Source organism: Fulvimarina fulva (assembly GCF_039652615.1).
Lineage (GTDB): Bacteria > Pseudomonadota > Alphaproteobacteria > Rhizobiales > Rhizobiaceae > Fulvimarina.
The window spans coordinates 1-26,962 of record NZ_JBDJAC010000009.1; the positions used below are offsets into that span (position 1 = coordinate 1).

Genomic DNA, 26,962 nt, shown 5'->3' on the forward strand with positions numbered 1-26,962 from the left:
GGACACGCATATCGTGCCGATCCTCGTCGGCGATCCGGACCTGTGCAAGCGGGCCTCGGACCATCTCCTTGCAAAGCACGGCATCTACATCCAGCCGATCAACTATCCGACCGTGCCGCGCGGCACCGAGCGTCTGCGGGTTACCCCGACGCCGCTGCACGACGATGCGCGGATCGACCATCTCAAGGATGCCCTCATCGAAACCTGGAACGCGATCGGAATTCCGTTCGCATCCCGGCAAGCCGCCTTGCAGGCAGCTGAATAGGACTCCGACGAAATCCGTTCGATCGTGTCGCGATAACGGATTTGAGACCGTGTCTGCGCCGCTTGGAGCTACGATACCGTCTCCGGCTCGATCAGCCGGATATGGTATCATCCCGGCTGACCTTTGATAGTATCGCTTTCGAAGGTCTCTCGCCCTAGCTGGCAGCGCTTGTCCCGAGTGCGGCGCGAAAAACGGCATGCAGCCGAGCTACCTCACGCCACCCTCCGTGCGTGGGAGGAACGATCTTGCCTGCCTATCCTGCTGGAACCAAACGATATTGGCAGCTGTTAATGGCCAAAGATCAACAGGTTCCAACAGGAGACACCCAATGATCCGGGTCCGCCATCTAATGCTTGCCAGTGTCATCCCTCTCACGCTCGGCCTCGCGGCCTGCAGCGACTCCGATGAGGCGAGCGACAACTCCGCGACAGAGACGACCAACACCGACGCTTCGGCAACGAGCCCGGATACCGGGACTTCAACCGACAGCTCGATGAGCAGCAGCGATTCGATGACGAGCGGATCGGCTGACACAACGTCCGGCAGCGCGTCGGATACGAATATGGCGACGGATGTCGGAAGCGGCGATGGTTCGACCGGCGGTCAGGGCTCGTCGAACACGCCCGAGGAAAACGCCACCCAATCTGGCGATACCCAGCAGACCAACCAGTAATCGATCGCTTATCGACGGACTTTCAGCAGCGGCGGCGCGGGCTTTCCCGTTCCGCCACTTTTCTATTGCGCGGGAGGCAGAACAGGGCGCGACATTTTCGCGATACTGCGACGCTCCAAGACGTAGACGACCAGCCCGGACCCGACAACCACGGCCATCCCGAGCCATTTGAGCCCGTCCGGCCAGTCGCCGAAAAACACGTATCCAGCGATGATCGCGAAAACGAGCTCCGTGTAGCCGAACGGGGCGAGGACAGCTGCGGGCGCACGCGCATAGGCTTCGACAACCAGAAGATGGGCGATCGTGCCGACGGCGCCGACGCCCAGAAGCAGAAAGATCGCCATAGATTCCTGAGGCCAGGAAAAGACGAGGATTTCGACATCGAACGGCGTCGCGACCAGCATGATCGCCGCCACGGTTATCGAGCCCCCTATTCCTGCATAGAACATCATCGCAAGCGGCTCGGCGTCACGCGAGGCGAAGCGGCTGAGGATGATATAGAGCGACACGAGAAACGCCGTTGCCAACGGAAGAAGCGAGAGAAACCCGAAAATTGCATAGGTCGGCCGTATGATGATCAGCGCGCCGCAGAAGCCGACGACAATGGCCAGAATTCGCCGCCAGCCGATCGTCTCGCGCAGGATTGGCACCGCCAGCAACACCTGCAGCATCGGTGCGACCATGAAGACGGCAACCGCGTCGGCAAGCGGCATGAAGCCAAGTGCCGCGAAAAACAGGATACCACCCGTTCCAAGCAATGCGCCGCGAAACAGGTTGAGCAAAGGCTGCGAGACCCGGATCATGGCAGCGCCGCCGCGCATCACCATGAACGGTATCATCCACAAGGACTGCTGCACGAGCCGGACGAGCGCGACCTCCGCAGCCGAGACCCCATAGCTGTTGATCAACACCTTGCCACCAGCATCGAGAAGGGGGAAGACAGCCGTCGAGACCAACAGGATCGCGACACCGCGCATCACCCGGACCGGTTCATCCGCGACTTTTGCACTCAGGGTCATGGCGCTCACTCGGAAAAGACTGCGTTCCTCTTGCCATTCAGGGCGGCGGAAAGCCATGCAGGCCATCATTTCATTTCGTGATATGGCCTTCGCATAACGTGATGAATGGCCAGACGAATGGACCCTGCCTCCATGCCCGATACCGATCTCAAGGTTCTGATCGATGCCGATGCCTGTCCGGTGAAGGACGAGGCGATCGACATTGCCTGCCGCTATGGAGCGCAGCCGATCCTGGTGTCGAATGGCGGCATGCGTCCATCGCGATTTCCGGATGCGAGGATCGTGACTGTCGCGTCCGGCCCCGATGCCGCAGATGACTGGATCGTGGAGAGCGCCGACCCTTCGAGCCTCGTCATCACGACCGATATCCCGCTTGCAGCCCGCGCGCTGGAAAAGGGTTCCCACGCCCTGCGTCCCACCGGCCACGCCTTCACCCCGGAATCGATCGGCGAGGCTCTTGCGATGCGCAGTTTCGCCGAGCACCTACGCGAAACAGGCGTGTCCAAGGGTTACAATGCTGCATTCACCGGCGCCGATCGCTCCCGCTTCATGAGCGCAATGGATCTGGTGATGCGGCGCTTGGCGCGCGGTTGAGGCATCGGACCGAAATTACGCGGCGGTTTTCGGAAACGCCGATGCGAAGTCATTAAATCTGAGTATCAGAACCCGTTCCGCTACTGGATCTGTCGCGTTATCGGAACGGTACGCTTCGAGAAGATAACTTGTGGTATGTGTCCGCAAACCCTGCCTTCGCATGCCCGCGACCCTGTTCCGCAGCGGAACAACACAAATACAACAGCTGCCGACTGATCGCTTCTCGCCAATTGCCCCCTTGAGCAGCGCAGCTTAATATCAAGGCACAGTGTCCCGATTGACGTCTGAAGTGGCATTTCCTCCCTAGACTTGAACCGCGCTGGTGTTCCGGTCGCGGTTTCTTTTTGTCATGCAGCCGGGAATGGCCTCCAGACGCGCCTCAGGCCCGATCGTCGCCCCCCCTCTCGCCCAAAGACTCATCCGCCTCGCTGCGCCGAGACTCTGCATTTGGCGCTTTTTGCGGAAGTTCGATCTCGAACCGAGTGCCGGTCGCCCCGGTCTGAGCGAGGCGCAGGTCGCCGCCATGGGCTTCGACGATTTCCATGGCGATGGCGAGCCCCAGCCCGGTGCCGCCCGATCGCGCCGAGCCTCGAAAGGCCTGGAACAGATTATCCTTGGCCTTTTGCGGCACCCCTGGCCCGGTATCCTCGACAAAGATCACGTTTTTTCCGCTTTTGAGCCGCTCAGCGCCAACCGTAAGCCGGCGAACCACCCCAACGCCGGCCATGTCGTCGGAGCCGAGCGCCTGAACCGCGTTTCGACACAGATTGGTCAACAGACGATGGATCTGTTCGGGATCGGCCATCACTTCGAAATGGTCCGGAACGGCGTTGACGAAGTCGATCTCCGAATGATCGGTGCCAAGGCCCAGCAAATCGCAAACGTCGATGACGGTCGCCTTGAGATCGACCTGACGCCATTCAGGCGTGCGTTCCACGGCGCGGCCATAGGCCAAGACGGACTGGGTGTAGTGCAGCGCCCGGTCGAGGCTCTTCATCAGCATCGGCGCCATCCGCTGAACCTTCGGATCGGGCAAAGTGACGAGGCGGTCGGAAATCATCTGGGACGATGCGAGGATATTGCGCATGTCGTGATTGATCTTCGAGACCGCGAGACCGAGATTGGCCAGCCGCCGCTGTTCTTTCAGCGTTTCCGCAAGCTTTGTCTGCATGGCCGCGAGCTCGCGCGATGCGACGCCGATTTCGTCGGCTCTGTCCTCGGGCACGATGATGCGCTTGGGATCGGAGGGGCGTTCGCCGAATTCGACCATGGCACTCGTCATCCGGCGAATCGGCAAAACCATCATCCGGTTGATGGCCGCCCAGAGCAACAGCGCGGTGATGGCCGCGAGGATGGTGGAGAACATAAGAACCCGGCCCGCATAGACGAACATCGCACGGCGCAGATCGCCGTCGGCCAGGACCACTTCCGTGCGGAAGGAACCATTCGCAGGTGATCCGAGAACGCGCAGAGTGCGGCCACCGCCGAAAGCGAACTCCCCGAAGGCTGCCTGCACGCTTTGAAAGAAGGTTTCATCGTCGAGCAGAACCGTCCGGTCGACCGGCGGGATGGTCGGGTCGCGTGCGATCAACCGGTTGCTCACCCCGTCGGAAATCGCAACGAGACGCAGGCCGAGAACATCGAGCAGGGCTGCCTGCTGAATTGACGGAATCGCCCCGGCACCGCTCGCTCCGGGCTGCCCCGGCCCGGCGGTTGCAATTGCCGCGACCGCCGCGCTTTCGAGCTTTTCCTCCAGATAGCTGGATCTGAAGCCGGACAGCAGCGGCACGAAGATGACGAACTCCGCCAGCATCACCGCAATGGCAGCGAGAACGAGCACCTTGGTGGACAGCGAGCGCGCAACGGCGCGGCCGCCCGCGGGCTGCACTCGCTCGAGCTTGACGCTCTCGCTGGTCTGCGGATCGCTCAAATTGCCGAAGGCCTTCCCCTAGCGAGCCGGAAATCACGTTCGATACGATGCCGACCCAACTTCAGTCTTTCCCCAAAGACTGCGACCGTATTTAGCCGAAGCGGCGCAAAAAAGCGACGGCATTCCGCACGACCGGCTTCTTTGTATAGCTCGAATAATAGGATGTCGCGGCTCGTTTGGCGATTTCCGAAAGGGTTGGATAGGGGGAAACGAAACCCTGGAGATCGGACAGTTTCATACCCTTCGAGACGGCAAGGGCGAGGAGATTCGTCATTTCTCCAGCTTTCGCGCCGGCAACGCCCGCACCCAGGATCTTGCCGCGCTTTCCGACGACGATCTTGATCAGGCCCTCGGTCTCGCGTTCGGCCTGTGCGCGATCATTGTCGGCATAGGGCCAGGTTACCGTCGTCACGTCCTGGCCCGCGTCCCGGGCCTCCTGTTCCGTCGGGCCGACCTGACCGAGCTCCGGTTCGGTATAGGTGACATGGGGCATCTCTTCGTGCTTCGTCTTGATCGGCAGGCGAAACAGGAGGGGCCGAAGCACAAGCCCGCCGTGATAACCGGCGACATGGGTGAATTGCGGCCCGCCCGCGACGTCCCCGATCGCATAGACGCGCTTGTTCGTCGTCCTGAGATCCTTGCCGACCTTGACGCCGGATCGCTCATATTCGATGCCGGCTGATTCGAGATCGAGCGCGTCCACATTCGGCTGGCGCCCGACAGCCACGAGAAGATGGCTGCCCGAAACCGTGAAGGTTTCGCCGTCACGCTCCGCTGTCACCTCGATCTTGCCTTCGGTGCCAGCCACCTTCACGACCTTCGCGCCAGCCTCGATCCGGATGCCCTCTTTCGCGAGACGGTCGAGCACGACCGTGACAAGCTCCGGATCATCCTTGCCCATCGGCTTGGCGCCCTCGACCACCGTCACCGTCGCGCCGAGACGCCGATGGGCCTGCGCCATTTCCATACCGATAGGCCCGCCGCCGATCACGATGAGATGCTCGGGACATTCCGTCAGATCGAACAGCGTCTCGTTGGTCAGATGCGGCGTTTCCTTCAGCCCGTCGATCGGTGGCACGAAGGGCCGGGAACCGGTCGCGACGACAAAACGGCGCGCCTTGATTTTCCGCCCATTGACCTCGACCGTCTCGGCGTCGAGAAATCGGGCATCGCCCTTGATCACGGTCACACCCAGCCCCTCGAACCGTTCGACCGAGTCGTTCGGCGCGATGGCGGCGATGACGCCGTGAACATGTCGGTTGACGGCCGAAAAATCGATCTCGGGTTCGCTTGATGCGATGCCGAATCGATCGGCCTTGCGAAAGGTCTGCGCCGTCTTTCCGGCGGCAATCAGCGCCTTGGACGGAACGCATCCGTAATTCAGGCAGTCGCCACCCATCTTGTCGCGCTCGATCAGCGTAACGGAAACCCCGAAGGAGGCAGCAGCCGCCGCCACCGTCAGCCCGCCTGAGCCGGCCCCGATCACGCAGATATCCGGCTTTTCCTGATCCGAAGCCATGTAAAACGCCTTTCTTAAGCCTGCTTCTCGACCGGACCTCGGCCCTTGAGAAACGTCTTCTTGAGAATGAGACCGAGAACCGCCAGCCCGCAAAGTCCGAACAAGGCAATTGTCATTTCCGGTGTTACGAGATCGCCCACCGTTATCGGCCCCTCATGGGTGACATTGGCGACCGCCTGATCGATACCGCTTCCCAGGAACGTATAGACGAACGATCCCGGCACGATGCCGAAAAAGGTCGCAAGGACATAGGTCCTCAGGGAAATGTCCACGAAGGCCGGTGCGATGTTGACCGCGAAGAATGGGAGAACCGGCGTTAGGCGCAGAACAAAGAGGTAGGAGAAGGCATCGTTCTGGAAGCCCTCGGCGAACCGTTTTATGGCTCCGCCCGCTTTCTTGCGCAGGATATCGCCGAAGGCATGGCGCGCGGCGAGGAAAATGCCGGCAGCGCCGATCGTCGCCCCGATCACCGTCAAGACGCCGCCCACAAGCCAGCCGAACAGGAATCCGGCGGCGATCGTGATGATCGAGGCCGCCGGAAACGCGACCGCGACGAGCATGGCGTAGATGATGATATAGCCGAACCCCGCGAGGATGAGATTGTCCGCTACGAAGCTTTTCAGCGCTTCGCGGCTTTCCAGAAAAAACTGCAAGGAGACATAGCGCTGGAGACCGAGCGCATAGGCGAGCCCAAGCACCACGACGATCAGGGCGATCGGCCAAAGCCGTTGGAACCAGGACTTTTTCGCGCCATCGCGCTGCTCTTCGTTCACCGACATCGTCCTCAGTTCCTTTTCCATCGCATCACTTGCTGCTCCCGCCATTTGAAGCCAAGAGCCGAAAACGCCCTCATGATCTACGTTCGATCGAGGGCATTCGGTTCGTTGACTTTCAAGGCGGATCGCTCTTATAAGCGCTCCACGAGCGGGCGGCACCACGTGCGCGGCTTCATTGCGCGCCAAGATCGGCCGATCCGCACCAGTTCAAGAGACTATTCGACACGAAGGGCCCGCATGTTTCGCGACGGCGGGAAAAATCGATGAAGCGCACTTACCAGCCCTCCAAACTCGTCCGCAAACGCCGTCACGGCTTTCGCTCGCGCATGTCGACCGTCGGCGGTCGCAAGGTCATCGCCGCGCGCCGCTCCAAGGGCCGCAAGCGCCTTTCGGCCTGAGGCCAGGTGCCTGCCGACCACCACTTGGACGGAGCGTAACCGCTTTTTCGAAAGCGGTTACCTCGCAGGTGAGAGAGTGACGGTTTGACAGAGGTCGGACGGCTCACGAAACGCTCCGAATTCCTTGCCGCGCGCCGGGGCCGTCGTCTGAACGGCCCTTATTTCTTTGTCGAGACGCGTGTTCGCGACGACGAAGAACAGGCCCGCTTCGGCTTGACGGTAACGAAGAAGGTTGGCAATGCCGTCGTCAGAAACCGGATCAAGCGGCGATTGCGCGAAGCCATTCGCGTCGCGGCAGGATCGGAGATGAAGAACGGCGTGGATTACGTGATCGTCGCCCGTCGAGACGTGCTCGACGTTGCGTTCGAAACCCTGAAAGACGAGTTGTCCCGGCGGTTCAGCCGTATCGATCCAGCCAAATCCGGGCCGTCCAGAAAACAGCGTACAGGCGCGCCGGCGTCAGAGGTCTAGCCCGATGGAAATGAACCGCAACTTTCTGATTGCGATGGCTCTTTCGATCCTTGTCCTGGTCGGATGGCAGTTTCTGGTCATCAGCCCACGCGTGGACGAGCAACAGCGTCAAGCCGAAATCGCGCAGAACGACGGCTCGCTTCAGACGCCGCAGGTGTCAGCGGGAGCAAATCAGCAAAGCCTGACCGCTCCGGCCGGGCGAGAAAGCACGGTCCCGAGCCCGGACCTGCCGCGCGATCAGACGCGCGAACAGGTTATTGCCAGCGAAAACCGCATTTCCATCGATACGCCGGAACTGACAGGTTCCATCAACCTCGTCGGCGCCCGGCTCGACGATCTTCGCCTCAAGCACTATCACGAGACGGTCAACGACTCCTCGCCCACGATCATTCTCCTTTCACCCGAACAGCTGCCGAACGGCTACTTCGCCGAATACGGCCTGATCCAGACGGGCACAGGCCAGATCGTCGGCGCGAATACCCAGTGGCAGGCGGAGGACGGCGCAACGCTCACGCCGGATCAGCCGATCACGCTGACGACGACCACCGAGAACGGTCTCAAGGTGACCCGCACGATCTCGGTCGACGACAACTTCATGTTCACCTATGATGACATGGTCGAGAACACCAGCGGGGAAGCGGTCGAGATCAAGCCTTATGGCCGGATCGCCCGCTATTCCAAGCCCGAGGTCGCATCGGCCTATGTCCTGTTCGAAGGCCTGCTCGGCGTCTTCGGCCAGGAGGGTCTCGACGAGGTTTCCTATTCCACCATCGAGGACGATGGTCAGGTGAAGCAGCCGGTCTCCTCTGGTGGCGGATGGCTGGGCATCACCGACAAATACTGGGCGACGGCGCTCGTCCCGGAGAATGGCCGCGATTTCAATTCCCAGTTCCTGTATGTGAAAAACGGTCGCCCTCATTATCAGACAGAATTCGTCTCCGATCCGATCTCCGTTGCGCCCGGCGCATCGGCCAGCACGGTCAATCGCACCTTTGCCGGCGCGAAAGAGGTCGACAAGATCAACGCCTATGAAGAGACGCTCGATATTCGCCAGTTCGGTCAGCTGATCGACTGGGGCTGGTTCTACTTCATCACCCGGCCGATGTTCACCGCTCTCGACTTCATCTATCGCCTCGTCGGCAATTTCGGCGTCGCGATCCTTGTGGTCACGGTGGTCCTGAAGCTCATCTTCTTCCCGCTCGCCAACAAGTCCTACAAGTCCATGGCGCGGATGAAGAACATCCAGCCCAAGGTCATGGAGCTGCGCGAGCGCTTCAAGGACGACCGGCAGAAGCAACAGCAGGAGATGATGAATCTCTACCGGCAGGAGAAGATCAATCCCGCCGCCGGTTGCTGGCCGATTCTCATTCAGATCCCCGTCTTCTTCGCCCTCTACAAGGTGCTCTATGTGACGATCGAAATGCGTCACGCGCCCTTTTTCGGCTGGATTCAGGATCTGGCGGCGCCGGACCCGACGAGTCTGTTCAACCTCTTCGGCCTCTTGCCCTATGACGTGCCGCACGTCCTGATGATCGGTGTCTGGCCGCTTCTGATGGGCCTCACGATGTTCATCCAGATGCGTCTCAACCCGACGCCGCCGGACCCGACCCAGGCGATGATCTTCACCTGGATGCCGGTGGTGTTCACCTTCATGCTCGCCTCTTTCCCGGCAGGCCTCGTCATCTACTGGACATGGAACAACACCCTGTCGATCATCCAGCAGAGTGTGATCATGAAACGCAATGGCACGAAGATCGAACTGTTCGACAACTTGCGAAACATGTTCAAACGAAAAGAGAAGACATCGTCGTCCTGACGGTGTTCTGACCGGAGCCATGTCATGAACCCGCAGCGCGTGACCCTCATCACCCTCGGCGTTCGCGACATGGCGAAGAGCCGCGCCTTCTACGCGGCACTTGGCTGGCAGCCGGTTCCTCACGAAGGGCCCGGCGTCACCTTCTACCGCATGGACGGCATGGCGCTCAGCCTCTTCGGCCTCGCCGATCTCGCCAAGGATCAGGGCCGCCCCGGTGCGGACCTCGGGGCCGGTGCCGTGACGCTGGCGCAGAATTTTTCCGATGATGCATCTGTAGACCAGGCCTATGAGGCAGCGCTTGCTGCTGGCGCTACCGGTCTCAAGCCGCCGCAAAAGGTATTCTGGGGCGGCTATTCCGGCTATTCCGGCTATTCCGGCTATTACGCGGACCCGGACGGCCATGTATGGGAGCTGGCCCACAATCCATTCTGGCATCTCGACGAGAGCGGACGACTGACCATCCCAGCTGTTTCCTGAAGGCCAAAATAGCAGCCTATCGCGCTTGCGTGTTCGATGTGTGAGCAGCAACGCCTTGGCCTGACGGGCGGCATCAGCTAACAAACGGCTTTGAAAGAGGAGCCTTGGAAATCCGATGAACACCTGAACCGCCTGGACGCAACAGCCTGCCGCTCCTTCGGATACCGGCCCGGCGCGTCCACGATTATCGTTCAGCTGCCACATCGAATTTTGTGAGAGTCGCTCCCATGCACGGACCCGATCCGACCGATCCCAATCCCATGCCCGGCCAAAACCGCGTCGGATTCCTGAAGCCGCTGGTCGACCATCCGCAGATCGAGATCGGCGAGTACACCTATTACGACGACCCGCGCGGGCCTCAGCATTTCGTTCAGACCTGCGTCGGCCATCTGTACGATTTTCTCGGCGATCGCCTGATCATCGGCCGGTTCTGCGCCATCGGCTGCGGCGTCAGCTTTGTCATGAATGGCGCGAACCACGCGATGACCGGGTTTTCGACCTATCCCTTCAATGTCTTCGGCAAGGGCTGGGAGCAGGGCTTCGACCTCACAAGCATCACCGCCGGTCTTCGCGGCGATACCGTCATCGGCAACGATGTCTGGATCGGCGAAAAGGCCGTGATCATGCCGGGCGCCACCATCGGCGACGGCGCGATCGTTGCGGGCCGTTCGGTGGTGACGAAGGACGTTCCGCCCTTTGCGATCGTCGGCGGCAATCCAGCCAAAATCATCCGGCAGCGCTTCGATGATGAGACGATCGCCGCGCTCTGTGATATCGCGTGGTGGCACTGGCCGGCGGACAAGATATCCCGCAACCTCAACGCCATTCGTGGCGCCGATCTTGCCGCCCTGACGAAAGCCTCGGAGACTTCATGAGCGACCAAGCAATCCCGCAAGCCGATTCCGGTCGTAACCGGGGACCGAAACTCTTCGGTCAGCCCTGGGTCTTCGTACGCGGCGTGCCGGCGATGAAGTTCCTGCCGCCGGAAGGACCGCCGGAGGTTGCCTTTGCGGGCCGTTCGAATGTCGGCAAGTCCTCGCTCATCAACGCGCTCCTCGGCCAGAAAGGGCTCGCGCGCACCTCGAACACGCCCGGCCGCACGCAAGAACTCAACTTCTTCGTGCCGGACGGCTTCGGGGGCGAGACCAGCCAATTGCCGCCAATCGCCATCGTCGACATGCCGGGCTATGGCTATGCCCAGGCTCCGAAGGAAAAGGTCGACGAATGGACGGAACTCGTCTTCGACTATCTGCGTGGGCGTTCCACGCTGAAGCGCGTTTTCGTGCTGATCGACTCCCGCCACGGCATCAAGGCGAACGATGCCGAAGTGCTGACCCTTCTGGACAAGACCGCGACCTCCTATCAGATCGTTCTGACGAAGATCGACAAGATCAAGCCGACCGGCGTGCCGAAGCTGATCGCGGCAACGGAGGAAGCGGTCCGCAAGCGGCCAGCGGCCTTTCCGGGCATTCTGGCGACATCGTCCGAGAAGCGGTCTGGCCTCGACGATCTGCAGGCGGCAATCGGGATGCTCGCCGAATAGCGATCGAGCGCCCCCACCGATTGCCAGCCCAATCCATCAGGGCTAACACCATCTGATGTCGCTCAAGCTTGCATTCATGGGAACGCCTGATTTCGCGGTCCCGACGCTCAAGGCCATCCACCAGGCCGGTCACGAGGTGGCTGCTGTCTACAGTCAGCCGCCGCGCAAGGCGGGGCGGCGGGGCCTCAGTGTCACGCCCTCGCCCGTTCACCGCGCAGCCGAAGCGCTTGGCCTTACGGTCCACACGCCTTTGAATTTTCGCGAAGAGGCCGAGCGCTGGGCCTTCGCTGCCTATGAGTTCGATGTCGCGGTCGTCGTCGCCTACGGACTGCTCTTGCCGGAGGCTGTGCTTTCCGCACCCAAGCATGGCTGCCTCAACGGTCACGGCTCGCTTCTGCCGCGCTGGCGTGGAGCGGCGCCCATTCAGCGGGCCATCCAGGCGGGCGATGAAACCACGGGCATGATGATCATGCAGATGGAGACCGGGCTCGACACCGGGCCCGTGGGGCGCACCATGGAAACGGCGATTGGCGAGACGGAGACCGCCGGCGAGCTTCACGACCGGATGTCCGCCATGTGCGCCGACCTGATGGTCGATGCCCTCTCCAAGCTTCAGGCCGGCGTCCTCCATTTCGAGGATCAGGACGCGATCGCCGCGCGCACCGGACGCGATGCATGCTATGCGCGCAAGATCGACAAGGCCGAGGCGCGGATCGACTTCAGTCTGCGCGGCACGGACGTTGCCCGGCAAATCAACGCCTTTTCGCCCTTTCCCGGTGCCTGGACCATGCTGCAGATCGGCGAGAAGAGCGAGCGCATCAAGGTGCTGCGCGCCCGCGCCGAAAATGGCGAAGGCGAACCGGGCGTGGCGCTCGATGACGGGCTTCTGATCGCCTGTCAGTCCGGGGCCGTTCGACTTCTGGAAGTGCAGCGGGCCGGCGGCAAGCCCATGGCGGCGGGCGATCTCTTGCGCGGTGTCGCGGTTCCGGCGGGCACACGTCTCGGCGAAGAGTAATGCCGCGCTACAAGCTGACGATCGAATATGATGGAAGCCCCTATGCCGGTTGGCAGCGGCAGGCGGATGAGCCCTCCGTTCAGGCCGTGATCGAAGAGGCCGCCCACCGGCTTTGCGGCACGAACCCTGTGTTGTTTGGCGCGGGGCGAACCGATTCCGGCGTCCATGCAACGGGCCAGGTGGCCCATATCGACCTGCCGAAGGCCTATGGCGGAGATACGGTGCGCGATGCCCTTAACGCCCATATGCGCGACGAGCCGGTGGTGATCCTGTCAGCCGAAGAGGTGGGCGACGAGTTCGATGCCCGCTTCTCCGCCCGCAAGCGCTGGTATCGCTACCGCATCTTCAATCGCCGCGCGCCGGCTGCGATCCTGCGCGGACAGGTGTGGTGGGTGTCGAAAACGCTCAATGCGGACGCCATGCACGAGGCCGCGCAGATGCTCGCCGGCACCCATGATTTCACGACCTTCCGCTCAACCCATTGTCAGGCGAAGAACCCGATCCGCACACTGGAAAAGCTGGAGGTGACGAGAGCCGGAGACGAGGAGATCCACATCGTCGCGATGGCCCAGTCCTTTCTGCACAACCAGATCCGATCCTTCGCGGGCACGCTGAAACTGGTTGGCGAAGGTCGATGGAGCGCCGAGGATGTGCGGCAGGCTTTGGAGGCAAAGGACCGCAAGGCCTGCGGCCCGGTCGCCCCGCCCGATGGGCTTTATCTCACGGCGGTCGAATATACGAATGAACCCAAGCGCATCCTGCCGCCCTACCCTGGCAAGGTTTGAAAGCCTTTGAAATCCGTTATCGGGAAACGGTCAAACGGATTTCGTATGAGCCCTTGCGGGGATGAACAGCGCTGCGGCGGCGAGGACGATCGAGCCGAAGATCAACCACGAAACCAGATCGCCGAACGCCTGCAAGGTAAGGGCCGAAAACACCAGCCAGATCGCGGGAATCAGCATCAGCGCGGCCATCTGCAACCGGTTCACGATGCCGATCGAAAGAATGCCGAGAAGTGTGATCGCCGTTGGATCTGGCACCGTGCCGAACCACTCTGCGCCCGTCAGCGCGCCCGTTCTAAGATAGCCTATCGCCGGATAGACGATGAGGCCGATGGCCGAGAGCGCGAAGCCGATCCCGATTCGCGGGAAAGCCATGCCGTTCGTATCCGGCGGTTTCGATGCGACGAAGGCGAGAGCGAACGCCTCGATCAGGAAACCGTAATAGCCGGCCTCGGCGATCGGGCTGATCGCCGCATAGCGGGTCTGGAGGAAGGTTGTGGCGACGAAGGCGAGAGCCACCGCTGTCACGACCCAGGCGATGCTTCCGCCACCTTGCACGCCGAAGCGCGCGCGCCGCATGAAAACGGCGACCAGCAGCGCGCCAGCGGTCGCTAGAACGATGGGAAGCGGCCACCAGGCTTCGTTCTGCGCCTCGAACAGGCGGCGATAGGTCCGCTCGGAAAAGAGCAGAAAGTCCTGCAGCCGATAGGTCGTCCAGGTGTCCATGGATCAGACGCCGGCGATCGCCGAGGCGATCTTCTCGCGCATTGCCCCGTCCGGCATCGGCCCCGCGGCCGCACCCACGTTCTCCGTCGCATGACTTGGAATCGTCGTTGCCGGGATCGGCAGCGTCGCTGAGGGATGGGAGAGAATGAACTTCAGGATCAGCTGCGCCCAGCTCGTCGCGCCAAGGTCCGCAGCGAACCCCGGAAGCGGCTCGCCTTCAAGCCGGCGCGTCAGCTGGCCCTGCCGGAAAGGCCGGTTGATGATTGCGACCATGCCACGCTCGCGGGCAAGCGGCAGAAGCCGCTCCTCGGCCTCCCGATCCAACGGATTGTAGGTGAATTGAACGAAATCCAGCGGATGGTCTTCCATGATGCGGGCGAACTCGTCATGGCGCCGTCCGTGCGAGGTGGTGATTCCCACATGGCTCAGATCGCCTGCCTGTTTCATCTCGAACAGCATCGGCAAGTGTTCTTCCCAGGACACCAGATTGTGGACCTGCACGAGAGAAAAGTTCGGCACCCCCCAGAGCGACCGGCTCTCGGCCACCTGCTCTTGTCCCTCCGCACCAAGCGGCGTCCAGACCTTGTCGGCGGAGAACACATCAGGGCGTCCGAGCTTCTCCAGCCCGTAGCCGATCGTGTTCTGGGACGAGCCGTACATGGGAGAGGAATCGATCATCGCTCCACCGGCGGCGAAGAACGCATCCATCACGGCCGCGCATTCGTCGAGGAGCACCGGATCGTTACCCACATTGAAGGTGATCCAGCTGCCGAGACCCACCGCTGGCAGCGCCATATTCGATCCCGGTATCGTGCGGGTCATCGTGTCCGCCGATTGCTGCGCGCGGGCCGGCAGCGCGGATAGAAGCGAGGCCGCCGCAGCCGACTGAAGAAAAAATCGACGGTTCAGATTGCGCATGATTCCATCGCTCCGTGCCGTTTCTGTCATGTCTTCCAGTGCATGAGGAATATGGCGCTCTCACACACGAAAGAAGTCCGCCGCCATCGAAAGGGACATCATGCCTCAACGGACAGGCCGAAAATCGGAACAAAAAGCAGCGCGATCCGGGAACAGGATGGCGGCCAGCGTTGCATGACCGCAACGTGGTTCATCTTGAGTTCACGGCCCGCTGGATAGCCGTATTTGCGACACGCGCCGACGATAGACGCGCGTGCAAGGCCGTCCGAGAAACACGGCCATGAGATAAGAAGCCTGCTGGAGCGCTCATAACATGATCAAGAAGATCGCCGCTGTTCTCTGCCTGTCCGTTTCCCTCGCGGGCTGCACAACCGATCCCTATACGGGTGAGATGAAGATCTCGAACACGTTGGGCGGCGCCGGCCTCGGCACCGGGCTCGGCGCCGCGGGCGGCTATCTCGTCGCACGCGCCACCGGATCGGACGAAGCCACCGCCGCCGCCATCGGCGCCGGAATCGGCGGTCTCGCGGGCGCTGGCATCGGCGCGTATATGGACAATCAGGAAGCCCAGCTGCGCCAGCAACTTCAGGGCACCGGCGTTTCCGTCACCCGCATTGGCGACCGCATCATTCTCAACATGCCGTCCAACGTCACGTTCCCGACCAACCAGTCGCAGATCCTGCCCGCCTTCTATCCGACGCTCGATTCCGTGGCGGTCGTCCTCGAGAAGTTCAACGACACGATCATCAACGTCTATGGTCATACCGACAGCCAGGGCAGCGACGGCTACAATCTCACGCTTTCGCAGCAGCGCGCCGCTTCGGTGAGCCAGTTCCTCGCCAGCCGCGGCGTCAACCCGAACCGCCTCAACACGCAGGGCTACGGCGAGAGCCAGCCGATCGCCGACAACTCCACCGAAGCGGGACGTGCTCGCAACCGCCGCGTCGAAGTTCAGATCTCGCCGCTCTCGACCGGCCGCTAGAGCATGATGCCGAAAAGTTGCATGACTTTTCGGATCACATCATGCGGCAAAACAAAAGCTTAGAGCGAAGTGCCGAGCCAGACTTGTCGCATTTCGCTCTAAATCGAGGGGCGCGTGCCGATCGAACCCGGCACGCGCCCGATTCTGTCCAATCAGCGGGCAATGCCCCTTGTTTTCAAAGCGCTACAGTTCGTCTCCCCGCCGCAAACTCCATCTCGGTCGCGGCGCATCAGACTATGTTGCATTTATGTGACCAAAACCGTGACATTGTCGCAACGATTATAATAAGGTGGCATTACCGGGGGTTAGCGCAAATTCCAGTCCGGCTTCATGATGGTTTGGCGAACTGCATCTGCCCATTCCAACGACCGGATACCTTTCATGAGCAAAAACGCCCTCTCCTCGATGCGCGCCGGCGCCGCCGTGCTCGCGCTCGGAACAGGCCTCGTTCTCGCTGAGAACGGTTTCGCCCAGTCCATCGAAGACAGCCCGTTCGACATCAATCTCACGGTCGATGCGGTCACCGATTACGTCTCCCTTCGCGGCTTTTCCCAGACGGACCGCGAGCCGGCAATTCAGGGCGTTCTCGATGCTTCGCTCTACGACTTTCACGCTGGCTTCTTCACCTCCAACGTTTATTTCGGCACGCCCGAGCCCCATACGGAGTTCGATCCTTACATCGCCTACCGCCCGACCTTCGGTAACTGGTCATTCGACGTCACGGCCTATTACTATTTCTATCTCGACAATGACGACCTGAACTATCCAGAGGTCTTCACGACCGCGTCCTACAATTTCGAGGACATCGCCACGGTCGGCGCGACTTTCGCCGTTGCGCCAAATTATTTCGGTGACGATCGGGAGACCGGCTACTTCTACAAGGCCAATCTTTCGGTTCCTCTGCCGAAGGATTTCACCTTCTCGGGCTCCGTCGGCTATCAGGACTTCGATCGTGGCTTCTTCGATCGGCATCTCGTCTGGGATGCGGGCCTGACCTACACCTTCGAGGATACCTTCTCCTTCGATGTCCGCTATCACGACACCGATCTCAATCCCGACATCCAGTGTACCGGCACTTTCAAATGCGGTGCGACGGTCGTCGGAACACTCAGCTTCACGACCGGCCTGAAGGCCCTGAGCAAGCTGGCGGGCGGCAACTAAATCTCGGCGCGGTTTCGCCGAATATCTTGTGTCCAAACGAAATGCGCCGGAACGGAGGTCATCCGTCCCGGCGCATCGTTCTTTGGATTTCGCTGCTTAAAAGATCAGTAGTTCCGGCCGACATAAGCGCCTGTCGCGCCACCTGCCACGGCACCGACGACCGCGCCGCCGCCACCGCCAATCGCATCGCCGATCACTGCGCCGGAAGCACCCCCGATACCGGCACCAGCGAGCGTGCGTTGCGTCCGGCTACAGCCGACGGATGTGACCAGCGCCATTGCGATTGCGGCGGTGAAAATCATGCGGATCGTCATGGGTGAACTCTCTTCCTCAAGTATGTCATCCAATCTTAGTTTAATACACGAAAATCCTGAAAATACAGCGCGGTCGCAAACCCTGATTTTGTGTCCCGGCTATTCACACTCGCGCAACGACTTGGGACAGCAACCACAACTTACGAGGCCGTCCACGGCACGCTCGAAAGCACAACTGATACCGCCGGATTAATAAATACCCTTCGAGCCAATTCTCGCCCGTCCGAGACTCACACGCCGGCTCGGGCTGCCAGCAAACATCACAAAGCGATGCTTTCAAAAGTCCGCTGGTTATCCCTCATCTTTCAGCGGAAAATTGTGCGCAAGCCGATCCTCGGTGATCGTCACCGCCTTACGAGTGCGCGACGCGGCCCGGATCCTGTTTCATCGAGAAGCCGACGACCCGGTCGAGCGTCTCCGTAAACCGATCGACGGGATAGGGTTTTGCGAAGAAATCCGCATTGATTGGAAGAGTAGCCTTCGTGATTCTGGGGTGGCCGGAGACGATGATGATTCCCATATCCGGAAACTGACGATGAACCCGTTCGGCCAGTTCAATCCCGTTCATGCTCCCCGGCATTTCCACATCGGTGAAAAGAACGCGCACGCTAGGATGCTCGCTCAGCAGCTCGACCGCCTCATCGGCATTCGCCGCCTCATAGGCACGGTAGCCCGCATCTTCCACGATATCGACCGCGTCCATGCGCAGCAGCGGATCGTCTTCGACGACGAGAACTTCAACCATGGATTTCTGAGCGCGGGCGTGATGGGTCATGGTGATATATCGCGTAGCGCGCACAAAGGTTCCAACGCCATCACAAGCCTGTGTTCGCAGCGTATCGGAATTTCCGATTCCCTCCTATGACAAGCGATAAGAATGGATTGGAATCAGGAATGATCAAGGACAGGAGCGATCGTCATCCGAATCATTTCGTTAGCCAGCTACCGGAAGGCCCTGACCATCCAAAGGCTTAATTTTCTGCCTTCGATCATCCCACGCACTCGTAACGGAGTGCCTTGCCTTGCCGCATTCCGGGCGCTATAATTTGGGTTCCCTCCTCTTCACGCTCTGCCAAGAACCAAGGACCGAGTGTGACCCTCATATCATCCGGCCCGTCGAACGACGATCAGAGCCTCGACCGATGTCATCGTGACAAACCGTCAAGTGCCCCGCTTTCGTTCTTCCTCGACATGCAAGTCCGCGCCCGTGCTGCGGATGCCTGTGTCCCGGCCCGACACCCCACCCCGTTCGAAGTCTGACAACACTCATGAAACTCCAAGATCTCAAGAACAAGAGCGCCCCCGAACTGATCGCTTTCGCGGAAGAGAACGAGGTCGAAAACGCCTCCGTCCTTCGCAAGCAAGAGCTGATGTTCGCGATCCTCAAACAACTCGCCTCGCAGGATGAGGAAATCATCGGCGAAGGCGTCGTCGAGATTCTCCAGGATGGCTTCGCTTTCCTGCGCTCGCCGGATGCCAACTATCTTCCGGGCCCGGATGACATCTACGTCTCCCCTTCGCAGATTCGGAAATTCCAGCTGAAGACCGGCGATACCGTCGAGGGCCCGATCCGCTCGCCAAAGGAAGGCGAACGCTATTTCGCACTTCTCAAGGTCAACACGATCAATTTCGACGACCCGGAGAAGATCCGGCACAAGAGCCATTTCGACAATCTGACACCGCTCTATCCGGACCAGCGCTTCAAGATGGAACTTGGTGATCCGACATCGAAGAAGGATCTGTCGGGCCGCGTGATCGATCTCGTCGCTCCGCTCGGCAAAGGCCAGCGCGGTCTCATCGTCGCCCCGCCGCGAACGGGTAAGACGGTTCTGCTCCAGAACATCGCCCACTCGATTACCGCGAACCACCCCGAGTGCTATCTCATCGTTCTCCTCATCGACGAACGTCCCGAGGAGGTGACCGACATGCAGCGCTCGGTGCGCGGCGAGGTGGTCTCCTCCACCTTCGACGAACCGGCGCAGCGCCATGTGGCCGTTGCCGAAATGGTCATCGAGAAGGCCAAGCGCCTCGTCGAGCACGGCCGCGACGTCGTCATCCTGCTCGATTCGATCACCCGTCTCGGCAGGGCCTACAACACCACCGTCCCCTCCTCCGGCAAGGTGCTGACCGGCGGTGTCGATGCCAACGCCCTGCAGCGGCCAAAGCGCTTCTTCGGCGCGGCCCGCAATATCGAGGAAGGCGGCTCCCTGACGATCATCGCGACGGCCCTCATCGATACGGGCAGCCGCATGGACGAGGTGATCTTCGAGGAGTTCAAGGGAACGGGTAACTCGGAAATCGTGCTCGACCGCAAGGTGGCCGACAAGCGCACCTATCCCGCCATGGACATCCTCAAGTCCGGCACGCGTAAGGAAGACCTTCTCATCCAGAAGTCCGATCTCCAGAAGATCTTCGTCCTGCGCCGCATCCTGTCCCAGATGGGCACGACCGATGCGATCGAGTTCCTGAACGACAAGCTGAAACAGACGAAGACCAATGCGGACTTCTTCGATCAGATGAACACCTGACGCGAAATCCGTGAGAGCAGCGCAGGGGCGGGATCCAGAACCCTTTCTTGTGCTGCGAATTCTCCGGGCTGCACTGATTTTCTTGAGAACTGGTCCGCGTTCTCCACTCCCATACTTCGGGCAAGGCTCGCTGAATGCGGGCCCAGCGTCATCTTGTCGGCGAACGTCTTGTCCGAGCCTGATTTCTTGAAACTGCGGAAATACCGGAAAGACGGAGACGCTGCGTGAGCGACAAAGGCTCTTCGGTACCAGGGATCGAACGGCTTTTTGCCGGCGAGAGCTATGGTGCGACAGCCTTCTGCGCGCTCATGGCGCTGGTGCCGTTTCTCATCGTGGAGGGCGCAAAGGCTTTCATCGTCGAAGAGGTCGCGAACAGCCTCGGGACTGACAGGACCTGCATCTCCTTCTCGGGCTATCTCGGAACGGCGGCTTACGCCTTCGGCGCGCTTCTCGGCGGCGATCTCGTGCGCCGCTTTTATCAAAGGCGGCTGTTCCTCACCGTCCACTCGGTTTCCGTTCTCGGCTGGGTTTTCATGTCGGCCTCGCCGTCGCTCGTTCCCTTTGCGGCCGCGCAGGTCGTGACCGGGTTCTGCGGCGGGGCCCTGCTCGTCATCGCGCTGCCGCCGCTTCTTCAAAAATTCCCGGCAAGCAAGATCCCTTACAGCGCTTTCTTCGTGAATTTCGGCCTGTTCGGCGCCGTCGCCGCCGGCCCGCTCGTCGGCGGCCTGGTAACGGCGGCAGGACCCGAGGCTTGGCGCTGGTTCGTGGCGCTGTTTGCCGCCACCGGCACAGTGGTTCTGGTGGCGGCCATGCGGCATCTTCCTGGCGGTCCGCCAAAGGACCCTGAGCGCGATCTCGACCGTACTGCGATCGTCCTTACCTTTTTCGGCACGGTCCTGCCCTTCGTCGCGATTGGCCTGATGCCGGTCTATGGGCTCCTGTCTGTTCCCGTTCTGGCGCTCCTGGTGATCGGGCTTGGCTCTCTCGCAGCCCTCATTCTTGCCCAGTACCGAAGCAGCGAGCCACTTGCGCCGATCCGCAAGGCGCTCAACAGTTTCATGGTGATGGGCCTTGTCATCGCCACCATCGGCGGCGGCGTGTTCATCACCTCGGTTTCGATCCTGTCCACGATACGCCAGCCTCTAACGGCCTCGTCTCTGGAGCTCGGCCTGTCTTTCTGGCCACAGCTTCTCGGCTTGACGATCGCGGCCGCCCTCTTCGGCTTTGTCATACGCACGAAGGCGCTGTTTCCCCTGATCCTCTGCGGCCTCGCCGCCATCCTGATCGGGCCGGCATTACTGCTGACAGGCGCCATGATGGGTGATCTCTGGTTCTCAACCGCCCTGTTCGTCATCGGGTTCGGTGCGGGGGCAACCGTCTCGCCCGGCCTTCTCGTCTCGGCGATCTCGATGCCTGTAAGCCTTCTTGCCGGCGTCATCGCGATTATCGAACTCGCGAGAGCCATCGGCAATTTCATGGCGGCGCCGGTCCTGATCGACGCCTCGCGCATTGTCTACGCGTCAGCGAACCTGCAGGAGCCAGGGGCCATCCTGGCACTGACGATCCTCCTTGCGATTACCGGCGCTGGTGTCCTTTTCTCGCTGGTTCTGTTTTTCACCGCAGGTTCGGGCCTGCCGAAAGCCGCCTTCGAACCCTGGATCGCAGAAGGCAAGCCGGCCTTCGACAGTCCACCACTCTTTGCCAGGCTGCGCCGATAGGCTACGTCCATTCGCAATCCGCCCGAAGCAGAACAGAAGATCACGCCATGGACGAGACAAGCAGAGAGCCCCATCCCGCCGTCAAGCGGGTCGTCGCGGATGCCGCGGAGAAGGGCGTGAAGGTGAAGATCGTCCACACGGAAAAGACTGCCCGCTCGGCCGAAGAGGCGGCCAAGGCACTCTCGGTCTCAGTTGGCGAGATCGTCAAATCGCTGGTTTTCGAGGGCAAGGAAAGCGGCAAGCCCTATCTCCTCCTCGTTTCCGGCGACAACCGGGTCGACGAGGCAGTGGTCGGCGGCATTCTCGGCGAGGCGCTTCAACGCCCGGACGCCGCCTTCGTGCGCGAGGCGACCGGCTTTGCCATCGGCGGTGTTTCGCCCTTCGGTTCGACCGGCAAGATCACGACCTATATGGACGAGGACCTCTTCCGCTTCGCGTCTGTCTGGGCCGCAGCTGGAACACCCAACGACGTCTTCGAGGCGGTCCCGCTCCAGCTGAGAAGCGCGACCGGTGCAAGACTTGGCCCGGTGAAGTAACCGGCGACGCTCCTTTTCACCGAAGGCAGCCGGCGACGGGAGGTTAAGTTCCGTCGCCGGCTGTCATTTCGCGGAGAAACGCAGGCATATACCGCCGGACAAATGAATTGACCCATGGCCAGTTCTCGTCCGGCGCACGGCTCAAGCGCCGCTCGGGCTGCCGACGGACCTTAAAAAGCGGTGCTTTCAAAGGTCCATCGGTATTACATACCCTGGGCGATCTTCATGCGCTCCGATTCTTCCATCATGCGCGTGTTGGCGTCGGAGCCGGGCACGAGACCGGCGGAGGCGGCGCTCGCAAAGATCGAGAGCGTAGCGAGGACAGCGGCAGCAAGAGCGGTTTTCATGGGGTTTCCCTTTCAAAAGACAAAGTCGATCTGCGCGCGGAAAAGACGTTTCCACGTTATCTCAAGTCATTTTTGCGACTTATTCTCCGGACAAGAGCACTAGAGCGACGGACACGAAATGAGAATCGAAGGTTTGCAAGTTTTCTGAGGCGTGATTCACTGAGACAGGAGGTGGATCATGGGCCGCAGCTATTCGATGGATCTTCGTGACCGTGTGGTCGGGCGCATTTCGGATGGCCATTCCCGTCGTTCGACGGCGCGGCATTTCGGTGTGAGTGAGAGCTTCGCGATCAAGCTGATGCAACGTCATGATCGCGAGGGCTCGGCTGCCCCGCCGCGGCAGGGTCGGCCACGGGGCAGCGGCAAATTGGATCCTTTCGAGACCTTTCTGATCGATGAAGTCGAGCGCCAACCGGACATCACGATGCCGGAACTGGCAGCCAAACTTCTGGAGATTCATGGGATGACAGCGGCTCCGGCGGTGCTTTCGCGCTTTCTGTGCAGACGCGGCTTCACATATAAAAAAATCACTGATGGCAGCGGAGTGCGCACGCGCGGACATTCGTGAGGCGCGGCGCGTCTGGGTCGACAAGCGCCAGCCAAGGATGCGGCTGCAGCCTCATCGGCTGGTCTTCATCGACGAAACTTCAGTCAATACGAAGATGACCCCGTTGCGGGGTCGAAGCCGAAAGGGCCAGAGGCTGCGAGCCAAGGCACCCTTTGGCCACTGGGGCACGCAGACCTTCATCGCCGGGCTGCGTTGCGATCGTCTGACAGCGCCTTGGGTGCTCGATCGGGCCATGAACCGATCCGCCTTCGATACCTATATCGAGACCCAGCTCGCCCCCACGCTCAGCAAAGGCGACGTCGTCGTGCTCGACAATCTCGCGGTTCACAAAAGCGCAAGGGCAGCAGCGATCCTGAAGGAAAAGGGCGCCTGGTTCCTCTTTCTCCCACCCTACAGTCCCGACCTCAACCCAATCGAAATGGTCTTCGCCAAGCTCAAAGCGCATTTGCGAAAGGCAGAAGCTCGAACATTCGATGCCCTATGGCGAGCAATCGGCGATATCTGCGGTCTCTATGACCCAGACGAATGCTGGAACTACCTCACAGAAGCAGGGTATGCGTACGGTTAAGTGTCCGGCGCTCTAGTTCTTGCCAGATGTCTTGAAATTCGCCGGGGCGTGAAGAATTGTTTCGCGAGCGACGATCACGAGATCGCGAAATTCTCGTGAATGCGGCGCAGAGGCCTTCTAACGACCCCGATAGTTCGGCTTGGGCTTTCTTGCCGCACATCGCTGGCGAAGCGGGACGCCGTCCATATCTTCGAAGGTATGGGACGCAAACGCCGGATCGAGGGTCCGCCGCCAGCTCGGCACGATGAGACGAGAAACTGCTGGCTCTGCGGCCGGCCGCTTGGGCGCCGCGTCGAGTGGCATCACCCGAAGCCGAAAAGCCGAGGCGGGCGCGAGACCGTGCCGGTTCATCCGATCTGCCACCGGACGATCCATGCGACCTTCGCCAATCATGAGCTTGCCCGCATGATCGACGACGGAGTCTCGCTCACTGGGCAGCCGGAAATCGCGACATTTCTCAAGTTCATCGCGAACAAGCCACCTGACTTCCACGCGCCGACCCGGCGACGGAAGTAATCGGACGATAAAACGGCTTTGTACCCCCGGACAAATGAATTGCCCCTCGGATCAATGCGCGTCCGACGAATGGCTCATGCGCCGCTCGGGCTGCCAGCGGTCGCATGATACCAATGGTTCCAGGAAACCGCTGATATTACGCGCTTCCCTGCGCTTTCGCCTTCAGCTTCGCCGCCATCGTCTCGACGTCGTCGCCGACAACCCGTGGCACGATCCGGTAGCGTGCATTGACGAAGCAGAACAGCGAGAAGCCCAACAGCCCGACGCAGATCGCGCCGACGAGAACACGTCCGTAGATCTGCCCAGTGAGCCAGGAGAAGGCCTTGTCGGTTCCGCCCGCTTGCTCGGCGTTGAACGTCCAGCCGGCGTTGATGAAGAGAATGCCGACGATGCAAATGACCACACCCTGGGCGATCAGGCCGGCCTTGAGTACCGAGTTGAAGTTCAACGTGACAGGATTGGCTTGCAAATGCCTGCGATATTTTCCGGCCCACCCCTTGTACATGTAGTATATCCCGGCGCAGAAGACGCCCGCTCCGATCGCCATCACGATCCATCGTCCACCAGGAAGGCCGAGCACCCAGCGCACGGCCTGGCCAGTCGTCGAGCCGCCGCCGGACCCGGATGAGCCGAGAAACAGGAGCGAGAAGGCGAAAAAGCCGATACCGAGATGAAGAAGGCCGGTGATAATCATGCCGGCTCGTGCACCAAGGCCCTTGGCGTCGTCCCCCCGGCATTCGAGATCATAGAAGGCCGCGATGACCCGCCAGGCAGCATAGGCAAGCATGCCGAGAAAGATTACGAAAAGCACCACCGATCCCCAGGTGGAATTCTCCAACTGGGCAAGCGAGGATTTGGTGCCTTGGGCCTGCCCGCCATGCCAGATGGCAAAGAGCGAGAAGCCGGCAACGGCGAGATAGGTGATCCCACGTCCCGTGTAGCCCGCCCGCATGACCGGGACGGTCCAGGATAGATCTGTCTGCGCCATAAAATTCTCCTGTCCTGGCGAGCGAAACGCCCAGAACCTTGATCGTCCCTTTGGGAAGAACCTGCCAAGGTGACGCGCTTTGTCGAGGGGCGGAGAAAAGATTTCTTGGCGCGGCAAGCAGTTAGCGGTTGCTCCATGGATTTGAGCGGCACTGAAGAATGAGACCCCATACCGAAATCGGGGCTCATGCTCCGGTCTTTCGTCATCCCCTCGGATGATCCGAACACCGATTCCCATTTTGGGTCCTATGCTTCAGCCAAAACGATGAGCGGCTCCGGTGCGACACCGATCTTTGCTTGCACCCAAACCCGCAAGCTGGTTCTGTCGCAGGGAACGAGCAATCCAAGCCGAACCGCGAAGCCGCGAGCTACCCATCATGCATTCCGATACGATCGCCGCCCTCTCCTCCGGCGCAATGCCTTCCGGCGTTGCGGTGGTTCGCGTCAGCGGTGCGAAGGCGAGCACGGTCATGACGACGCTTGCCGGCGCGCTGCCGGGCGGACGCCGCGCCAGCCTTCGCACCTTCCGGTCCCCGGATGGCATCCCGATCGACACGGGCATTGCGCTCTTCTTCGAGGGCCCCGCCACCGCAACCGGCGAGGACATTGCCGAATTTCACCTCCATGGCGGGCGCGCCGTCGTCTCGGCCTTTCTGCAGGCCGCAACAGCGATCGAAGACGTCCGTCTCGCAGAGGCCGGGGAGTTCACGCGCCGTGCCTTCGAGAACGGTCGCATGGACCTGACGGAGGCAGAGGGGCTCGCCGACCTTCTTGCCGCCGAGACCGAAGGGCAGCGCCGCGCGGCCTTCAGCCAGGCGGGCGGAGCGCTGAGCGCGCTCTATGGCGGCTGGATGAAACGGCTCACCCGGGCGCGGGCCATGGTGGAGGCCGGTTTCGACTTCGCCGACGAAGGCGATGTCGGCGAGAACGCCGATGCAGGTGTCCGCGATGCCGTAAGCGCCATTCGGGAAGATATCCAGGACCACCTGAAAAAGGCGGGGCGCGGCGAAATCCTGCGCTCCGGCTTCAAGGTCGCGATCGTCGGCGCTCCGAATGCCGGCAAGTCGAGCCTTCTCAACGCACTGGCCGAACGGGACGCGGCGATCGTCACCGACGTTCCGGGCACGACACGGGACGTCATATCCGTCACCCTCGATCTCGCAGGCATTCCGATCGTCCTGTCGGATACCGCCGGTATTCGCGAGACCAAGGACGCGGTGGAGGCGATCGGCGTCAGCCGGGCCCGCGCGGCGATGAACGAGGCCGATCTCGTGCTGGCCCTCGAAGACCCGCGCGATGCGCCCGGCCCGCTCTCGCGCCTGAAAGGGCTTCTGTCCTACGTCAAGCCTTCGCTTGGGCCTGTCGGGCAGGCGCTGGACGAAGAGGAGGACGGCGAAGAGCCGCGCGTCGAACGCGATATCCTGACCGTCCGCACCAAGGTGGACCTCGCGTCCGGCAAGGACGGGGAAGGCCACCACAGGCATCTGGAAGAAGGCGGCTACGATTTCGCCATCTCGGCAAAGACAGGCGCGGGCCTGTCCGCGCTCGTCGAGGAGATTGCGGTGCGCGCGCGCGCCGCGGCCGGCGATCCCGCATCGGCCGTTCCCCTACGCGTGCGGCAGCGCGAGCTACTTCAAGATACCGTCCGCATCCTCGATGAATTCCTCGACGACCCGAACACACCCGACGAGGTTGCCGCCGAGACCCTGCGCCGGGCCTCCACACGGCTCGGTGCCCTTACGGGCGCGGTAGGCGTGGAAGATCTCCTGGACGTGATCTTCTCCGAATTCTGCATCGGAAAGTAACCACCTTCTC

28 protein-coding genes and 1 pseudogene are annotated in these 26,962 nt (G+C 61.2%); 19 read left to right on the forward strand and 10 right to left on the reverse strand.

The window, feature by feature from the left end; genetic code table 11:
• Both ABDX79_RS13200 and ABDX79_RS13205 read left to right on the forward strand, forming a co-directional pair.
• Window positions 1-265: aminotransferase class I/II-fold pyridoxal phosphate-dependent enzyme (locus ABDX79_RS13200; protein WP_346220769.1), on the forward strand; the 265-nt coding region annotated here is incomplete at its 5' end.
• Window positions 266-593: 328 nt separating this feature from the next.
• Window positions 594-938: a hypothetical protein gene (locus tag ABDX79_RS13205; protein ID WP_346220770.1), complete on the forward strand. Its 345-nt coding sequence runs from the start codon at window positions 594-596 to the stop codon at window positions 936-938.
• A 62-nt stretch (window positions 939-1,000) separates the two neighbouring features.
• On the opposite strand, the gene ABDX79_RS13210 is transcribed toward ABDX79_RS13205, so the two are convergent.
• Window positions 1,001-1,957 (reverse strand): DMT family transporter, encoded by a 957-nt coding sequence (locus tag ABDX79_RS13210; RefSeq protein ID WP_346220771.1) that lies wholly within the window; start codon window positions 1,955-1,957, stop codon window positions 1,001-1,003.
• A gap of 117 nt (window positions 1,958-2,074) precedes the next feature.
• Here ABDX79_RS13210 and ABDX79_RS13215 point away from each other — a divergent pair, with 117 nt between their 5' ends.
• A complete protein-coding gene (locus ABDX79_RS13215) occupies window positions 2,075-2,551 on the forward strand; it encodes a YaiI/YqxD family protein (protein WP_346220772.1) in 477 nt (158 codons plus the stop codon).
• A gap of 379 nt (window positions 2,552-2,930) precedes the next feature.
• Here the strand turns inward: ABDX79_RS13215 and ABDX79_RS13220 are convergent, their stop codons facing one another.
• From ABDX79_RS13220 to ABDX79_RS13230, 3 genes are all read right to left on the reverse strand, one after another.
• Complete coding sequence (locus ABDX79_RS13220) at window positions 2,931-4,481, reverse strand: sensor histidine kinase (protein WP_346220773.1); 1,551 nt, start codon at window positions 4,479-4,481, stop codon at window positions 2,931-2,933.
• A gap of 91 nt (window positions 4,482-4,572) precedes the next feature.
• Entirely contained in the window at window positions 4,573-6,000 is a 1,428-nt protein-coding gene (locus ABDX79_RS13225; protein ID WP_346220774.1) for a dihydrolipoyl dehydrogenase family protein, read from the reverse strand.
• 14 nt (window positions 6,001-6,014) lie between these two features.
• On the reverse strand, window positions 6,015-6,800 hold the full coding sequence (locus tag ABDX79_RS13230) for a TVP38/TMEM64 family protein (RefSeq protein WP_346220775.1): 786 nt from the start codon (window positions 6,798-6,800) through the stop codon (window positions 6,015-6,017).
• 239 nt (window positions 6,801-7,039) lie between these two features.
• Here ABDX79_RS13230 and rpmH point away from each other — a divergent pair, with 239 nt between their 5' ends.
• From rpmH to truA, 8 genes are all read left to right on the forward strand, one after another.
• On the forward strand, window positions 7,040-7,174 hold the full coding sequence (gene rpmH, locus ABDX79_RS13235) for a 50S ribosomal protein L34 (RefSeq protein ID WP_346220776.1): 135 nt from the start codon (window positions 7,040-7,042) through the stop codon (window positions 7,172-7,174).
• 84 nt (window positions 7,175-7,258) lie between these two features.
• Window positions 7,259-7,645, forward strand: coding sequence for a ribonuclease P protein component (gene rnpA, locus ABDX79_RS13240; protein WP_346220777.1), 387 nt, complete (start codon window positions 7,259-7,261; stop codon window positions 7,643-7,645).
• A 4-nt stretch (window positions 7,646-7,649) separates the two neighbouring features.
• Window positions 7,650-9,461, forward strand: a complete 1,812-nt coding sequence (gene yidC / locus ABDX79_RS13245; RefSeq protein ID WP_346220778.1) for a membrane protein insertase YidC — start codon at window positions 7,650-7,652, stop codon at window positions 9,459-9,461.
• A 24-nt stretch (window positions 9,462-9,485) separates the two neighbouring features.
• Window positions 9,486-9,938: a VOC family protein gene (locus ABDX79_RS13250; RefSeq protein ID WP_346220779.1), complete on the forward strand. Its 453-nt coding sequence runs from the start codon at window positions 9,486-9,488 to the stop codon at window positions 9,936-9,938.
• A 227-nt stretch (window positions 9,939-10,165) separates the two neighbouring features.
• The gene (locus tag ABDX79_RS13255) at window positions 10,166-10,813 is read left to right on the forward strand and encodes a CatB-related O-acetyltransferase (protein WP_346220780.1); all 648 of its coding nucleotides are present in this window, start codon (window positions 10,166-10,168) and stop codon (window positions 10,811-10,813) included.
• On the forward strand, window positions 10,810-11,481 hold the full coding sequence (yihA, locus tag ABDX79_RS13260) for a ribosome biogenesis GTP-binding protein YihA/YsxC (protein ID WP_346220781.1): 672 nt from the start codon (window positions 10,810-10,812) through the stop codon (window positions 11,479-11,481). Before ABDX79_RS13255 ends, yihA begins: the two co-directional genes overlap by 4 nt.
• Window positions 11,482-11,536: 55 nt before the next feature.
• On the forward strand, window positions 11,537-12,496 hold the full coding sequence (fmt, locus tag ABDX79_RS13265) for a methionyl-tRNA formyltransferase (protein ID WP_346220782.1): 960 nt from the start codon (window positions 11,537-11,539) through the stop codon (window positions 12,494-12,496).
• Window positions 12,496-13,281, forward strand: a complete 786-nt coding sequence (gene truA, locus ABDX79_RS13270; protein WP_346220783.1) for a tRNA pseudouridine(38-40) synthase TruA — start codon at window positions 12,496-12,498, stop codon at window positions 13,279-13,281. Before fmt ends, truA begins: the two co-directional genes overlap by 1 nt.
• Window positions 13,282-13,311: 30 nt before the next feature.
• Here the strand turns inward: truA and ABDX79_RS13275 are convergent, their stop codons facing one another.
• Both ABDX79_RS13275 and ABDX79_RS13280 read right to left on the reverse strand, forming a co-directional pair.
• A complete protein-coding gene (locus ABDX79_RS13275) occupies window positions 13,312-14,004 on the reverse strand; it encodes a hypothetical protein (RefSeq protein ID WP_346220784.1) in 693 nt (230 codons plus the stop codon).
• Window positions 14,005-14,007: 3 nt separating this feature from the next.
• The gene (locus ABDX79_RS13280) at window positions 14,008-14,922 is read right to left on the reverse strand and encodes an aldo/keto reductase (protein WP_346220785.1); all 915 of its coding nucleotides are present in this window, start codon (window positions 14,920-14,922) and stop codon (window positions 14,008-14,010) included.
• A gap of 313 nt (window positions 14,923-15,235) precedes the next feature.
• Here ABDX79_RS13280 and ABDX79_RS13285 point away from each other — a divergent pair, with 313 nt between their 5' ends.
• Entirely contained in the window at window positions 15,236-15,904 is a 669-nt protein-coding gene (locus ABDX79_RS13285; protein WP_346220786.1) for a YiaD family glycine zipper/OmpA-like lipoprotein, read from the forward strand.
• A 381-nt stretch (window positions 15,905-16,285) separates the two neighbouring features.
• Window positions 16,286-17,065, forward strand: coding sequence for a TorF family putative porin (locus ABDX79_RS13290; RefSeq protein WP_346220787.1), 780 nt, complete (start codon window positions 16,286-16,288; stop codon window positions 17,063-17,065).
• A 104-nt stretch (window positions 17,066-17,169) separates the two neighbouring features.
• Here the strand turns inward: ABDX79_RS13290 and ABDX79_RS13295 are convergent, their stop codons facing one another.
• Together ABDX79_RS13295 and ABDX79_RS13300 are read right to left on the reverse strand one after the other, a co-directional pair.
• Complete coding sequence (locus ABDX79_RS13295; protein WP_346220788.1) at window positions 17,170-17,379, reverse strand: YMGG-like glycine zipper-containing protein; 210 nt, start codon at window positions 17,377-17,379, stop codon at window positions 17,170-17,172.
• A gap of 352 nt (window positions 17,380-17,731) precedes the next feature.
• Window positions 17,732-18,154, reverse strand: coding sequence for a response regulator (locus ABDX79_RS13300; protein WP_346220789.1), 423 nt, complete (start codon window positions 18,152-18,154; stop codon window positions 17,732-17,734).
• Window positions 18,155-18,647: 493 nt separating this feature from the next.
• Between ABDX79_RS13300 and rho the strand changes: the two genes are divergently transcribed.
• The 3 genes from rho to ABDX79_RS13315 all read left to right on the forward strand — a co-directional run bounded on the left by rho (window position 18,648) and on the right by ABDX79_RS13315 (window position 22,161).
• A complete protein-coding gene (gene rho, locus ABDX79_RS13305; protein ID WP_346220790.1) occupies window positions 18,648-19,907 on the forward strand; it encodes a transcription termination factor Rho in 1,260 nt (419 codons plus the stop codon).
• A gap of 224 nt (window positions 19,908-20,131) precedes the next feature.
• A complete protein-coding gene (locus ABDX79_RS13310; protein WP_346220791.1) occupies window positions 20,132-21,625 on the forward strand; it encodes an MFS transporter in 1,494 nt (497 codons plus the stop codon).
• A 47-nt stretch (window positions 21,626-21,672) separates the two neighbouring features.
• A complete protein-coding gene (locus ABDX79_RS13315; protein WP_346220792.1) occupies window positions 21,673-22,161 on the forward strand; it encodes a YbaK/EbsC family protein in 489 nt (162 codons plus the stop codon).
• A gap of 203 nt (window positions 22,162-22,364) precedes the next feature.
• On the opposite strand, the gene ABDX79_RS13320 is transcribed toward ABDX79_RS13315, so the two are convergent.
• A complete protein-coding gene (locus ABDX79_RS13320; protein WP_346220793.1) occupies window positions 22,365-22,508 on the reverse strand; it encodes a hypothetical protein in 144 nt (47 codons plus the stop codon).
• A 178-nt stretch (window positions 22,509-22,686) separates the two neighbouring features.
• Between ABDX79_RS13320 and ABDX79_RS13325 the strand changes: the two are divergent.
• Together ABDX79_RS13325 and ABDX79_RS13330 are read left to right on the forward strand one after the other, a co-directional pair.
• Window positions 22,687-23,644 (forward strand): annotated as a pseudogene (locus ABDX79_RS13325) (IS630 family transposase).
• Window positions 23,645-23,842: 198 nt separating this feature from the next.
• Window positions 23,843-24,160 (forward strand): HNH endonuclease, encoded by a 318-nt coding sequence (locus ABDX79_RS13330; protein ID WP_346220794.1) that lies wholly within the window; start codon window positions 23,843-23,845, stop codon window positions 24,158-24,160.
• A 136-nt stretch (window positions 24,161-24,296) separates the two neighbouring features.
• Here the strand turns inward: ABDX79_RS13330 and ABDX79_RS13335 are convergent, their stop codons facing one another.
• Window positions 24,297-25,148 (reverse strand): DUF1206 domain-containing protein, encoded by an 852-nt coding sequence (locus ABDX79_RS13335; RefSeq protein ID WP_346220795.1) that lies wholly within the window; start codon window positions 25,146-25,148, stop codon window positions 24,297-24,299.
• A 376-nt stretch (window positions 25,149-25,524) separates the two neighbouring features.
• On the opposite strand from ABDX79_RS13335, the gene mnmE reads away from it, so the two are divergent.
• Complete coding sequence (gene mnmE / locus ABDX79_RS13340; protein WP_346220796.1) at window positions 25,525-26,952, forward strand: tRNA uridine-5-carboxymethylaminomethyl(34) synthesis GTPase MnmE; 1,428 nt, start codon at window positions 25,525-25,527, stop codon at window positions 26,950-26,952.
• Window positions 26,953-26,962 lie beyond the last annotated feature (10 nt).

What these genes read in the sequence shown, in the direction of transcription:
- ABDX79_RS13205 (WP_346220770.1), top strand. Translation starts at nt 594, where the DNA reads ATGATCCGGGTCCGCCATCTAATGCTTGCCAGTGTCATCCCTCTCACG.
- ABDX79_RS13210 (WP_346220771.1), bottom strand. Translation starts at nt 1,957, where the DNA reads ATGACCCTGAGTGCAAAAGTCGCGGATGAACCGGTCCGGGTGATGCGC.
- ABDX79_RS13215 (WP_346220772.1), top strand. Translation starts at nt 2,075, where the DNA reads ATGGACCCTGCCTCCATGCCCGATACCGATCTCAAGGTTCTGATCGAT.
- ABDX79_RS13225 (WP_346220774.1), bottom strand. Translation starts at nt 6,000, where the DNA reads ATGGCTTCGGATCAGGAAAAGCCGGATATCTGCGTGATCGGGGCCGGC.
- ABDX79_RS13230 (WP_346220775.1), bottom strand. Translation starts at nt 6,800, where the DNA reads ATGGAAAAGGAACTGAGGACGATGTCGGTGAACGAAGAGCAGCGCGAT.
- rpmH (WP_346220776.1), top strand. Translation starts at nt 7,040, where the DNA reads ATGAAGCGCACTTACCAGCCCTCCAAACTCGTCCGCAAACGCCGTCAC.
- yidC (WP_346220778.1), top strand. Translation starts at nt 7,650, where the DNA reads ATGGAAATGAACCGCAACTTTCTGATTGCGATGGCTCTTTCGATCCTT.
- ABDX79_RS13250 (WP_346220779.1), top strand. Translation starts at nt 9,486, where the DNA reads ATGAACCCGCAGCGCGTGACCCTCATCACCCTCGGCGTTCGCGACATG.
- ABDX79_RS13255 (WP_346220780.1), top strand. Translation starts at nt 10,166, where the DNA reads ATGCACGGACCCGATCCGACCGATCCCAATCCCATGCCCGGCCAAAAC.
- yihA (WP_346220781.1), top strand. Translation starts at nt 10,810, where the DNA reads ATGAGCGACCAAGCAATCCCGCAAGCCGATTCCGGTCGTAACCGGGGA.
- fmt (WP_346220782.1), top strand. Translation starts at nt 11,537, where the DNA reads ATGTCGCTCAAGCTTGCATTCATGGGAACGCCTGATTTCGCGGTCCCG.
- truA (WP_346220783.1), top strand. Translation starts at nt 12,496, where the DNA reads ATGCCGCGCTACAAGCTGACGATCGAATATGATGGAAGCCCCTATGCC.
- ABDX79_RS13275 (WP_346220784.1), bottom strand. Translation starts at nt 14,004, where the DNA reads ATGGACACCTGGACGACCTATCGGCTGCAGGACTTTCTGCTCTTTTCC.
- ABDX79_RS13280 (WP_346220785.1), bottom strand. Translation starts at nt 14,922, where the DNA reads ATGCGCAATCTGAACCGTCGATTTTTTCTTCAGTCGGCTGCGGCGGCC.
- ABDX79_RS13285 (WP_346220786.1), top strand. Translation starts at nt 15,236, where the DNA reads ATGATCAAGAAGATCGCCGCTGTTCTCTGCCTGTCCGTTTCCCTCGCG.
- ABDX79_RS13290 (WP_346220787.1), top strand. Translation starts at nt 16,286, where the DNA reads ATGAGCAAAAACGCCCTCTCCTCGATGCGCGCCGGCGCCGCCGTGCTC.
- ABDX79_RS13295 (WP_346220788.1), bottom strand. Translation starts at nt 17,379, where the DNA reads ATGACGATCCGCATGATTTTCACCGCCGCAATCGCAATGGCGCTGGTC.
- ABDX79_RS13300 (WP_346220789.1), bottom strand. Translation starts at nt 18,154, where the DNA reads ATGACCCATCACGCCCGCGCTCAGAAATCCATGGTTGAAGTTCTCGTC.
- rho (WP_346220790.1), top strand. Translation starts at nt 18,648, where the DNA reads ATGAAACTCCAAGATCTCAAGAACAAGAGCGCCCCCGAACTGATCGCT.
- ABDX79_RS13315 (WP_346220792.1), top strand. Translation starts at nt 21,673, where the DNA reads ATGGACGAGACAAGCAGAGAGCCCCATCCCGCCGTCAAGCGGGTCGTC.
- ABDX79_RS13320 (WP_346220793.1), bottom strand. Translation starts at nt 22,508, where the DNA reads ATGAAAACCGCTCTTGCTGCCGCTGTCCTCGCTACGCTCTCGATCTTT.
- ABDX79_RS13330 (WP_346220794.1), top strand. Translation starts at nt 23,843, where the DNA reads ATGGGACGCAAACGCCGGATCGAGGGTCCGCCGCCAGCTCGGCACGAT.
- ABDX79_RS13335 (WP_346220795.1), bottom strand. Translation starts at nt 25,148, where the DNA reads ATGGCGCAGACAGATCTATCCTGGACCGTCCCGGTCATGCGGGCGGGC.
- mnmE (WP_346220796.1), top strand. Translation starts at nt 25,525, where the DNA reads ATGCATTCCGATACGATCGCCGCCCTCTCCTCCGGCGCAATGCCTTCC.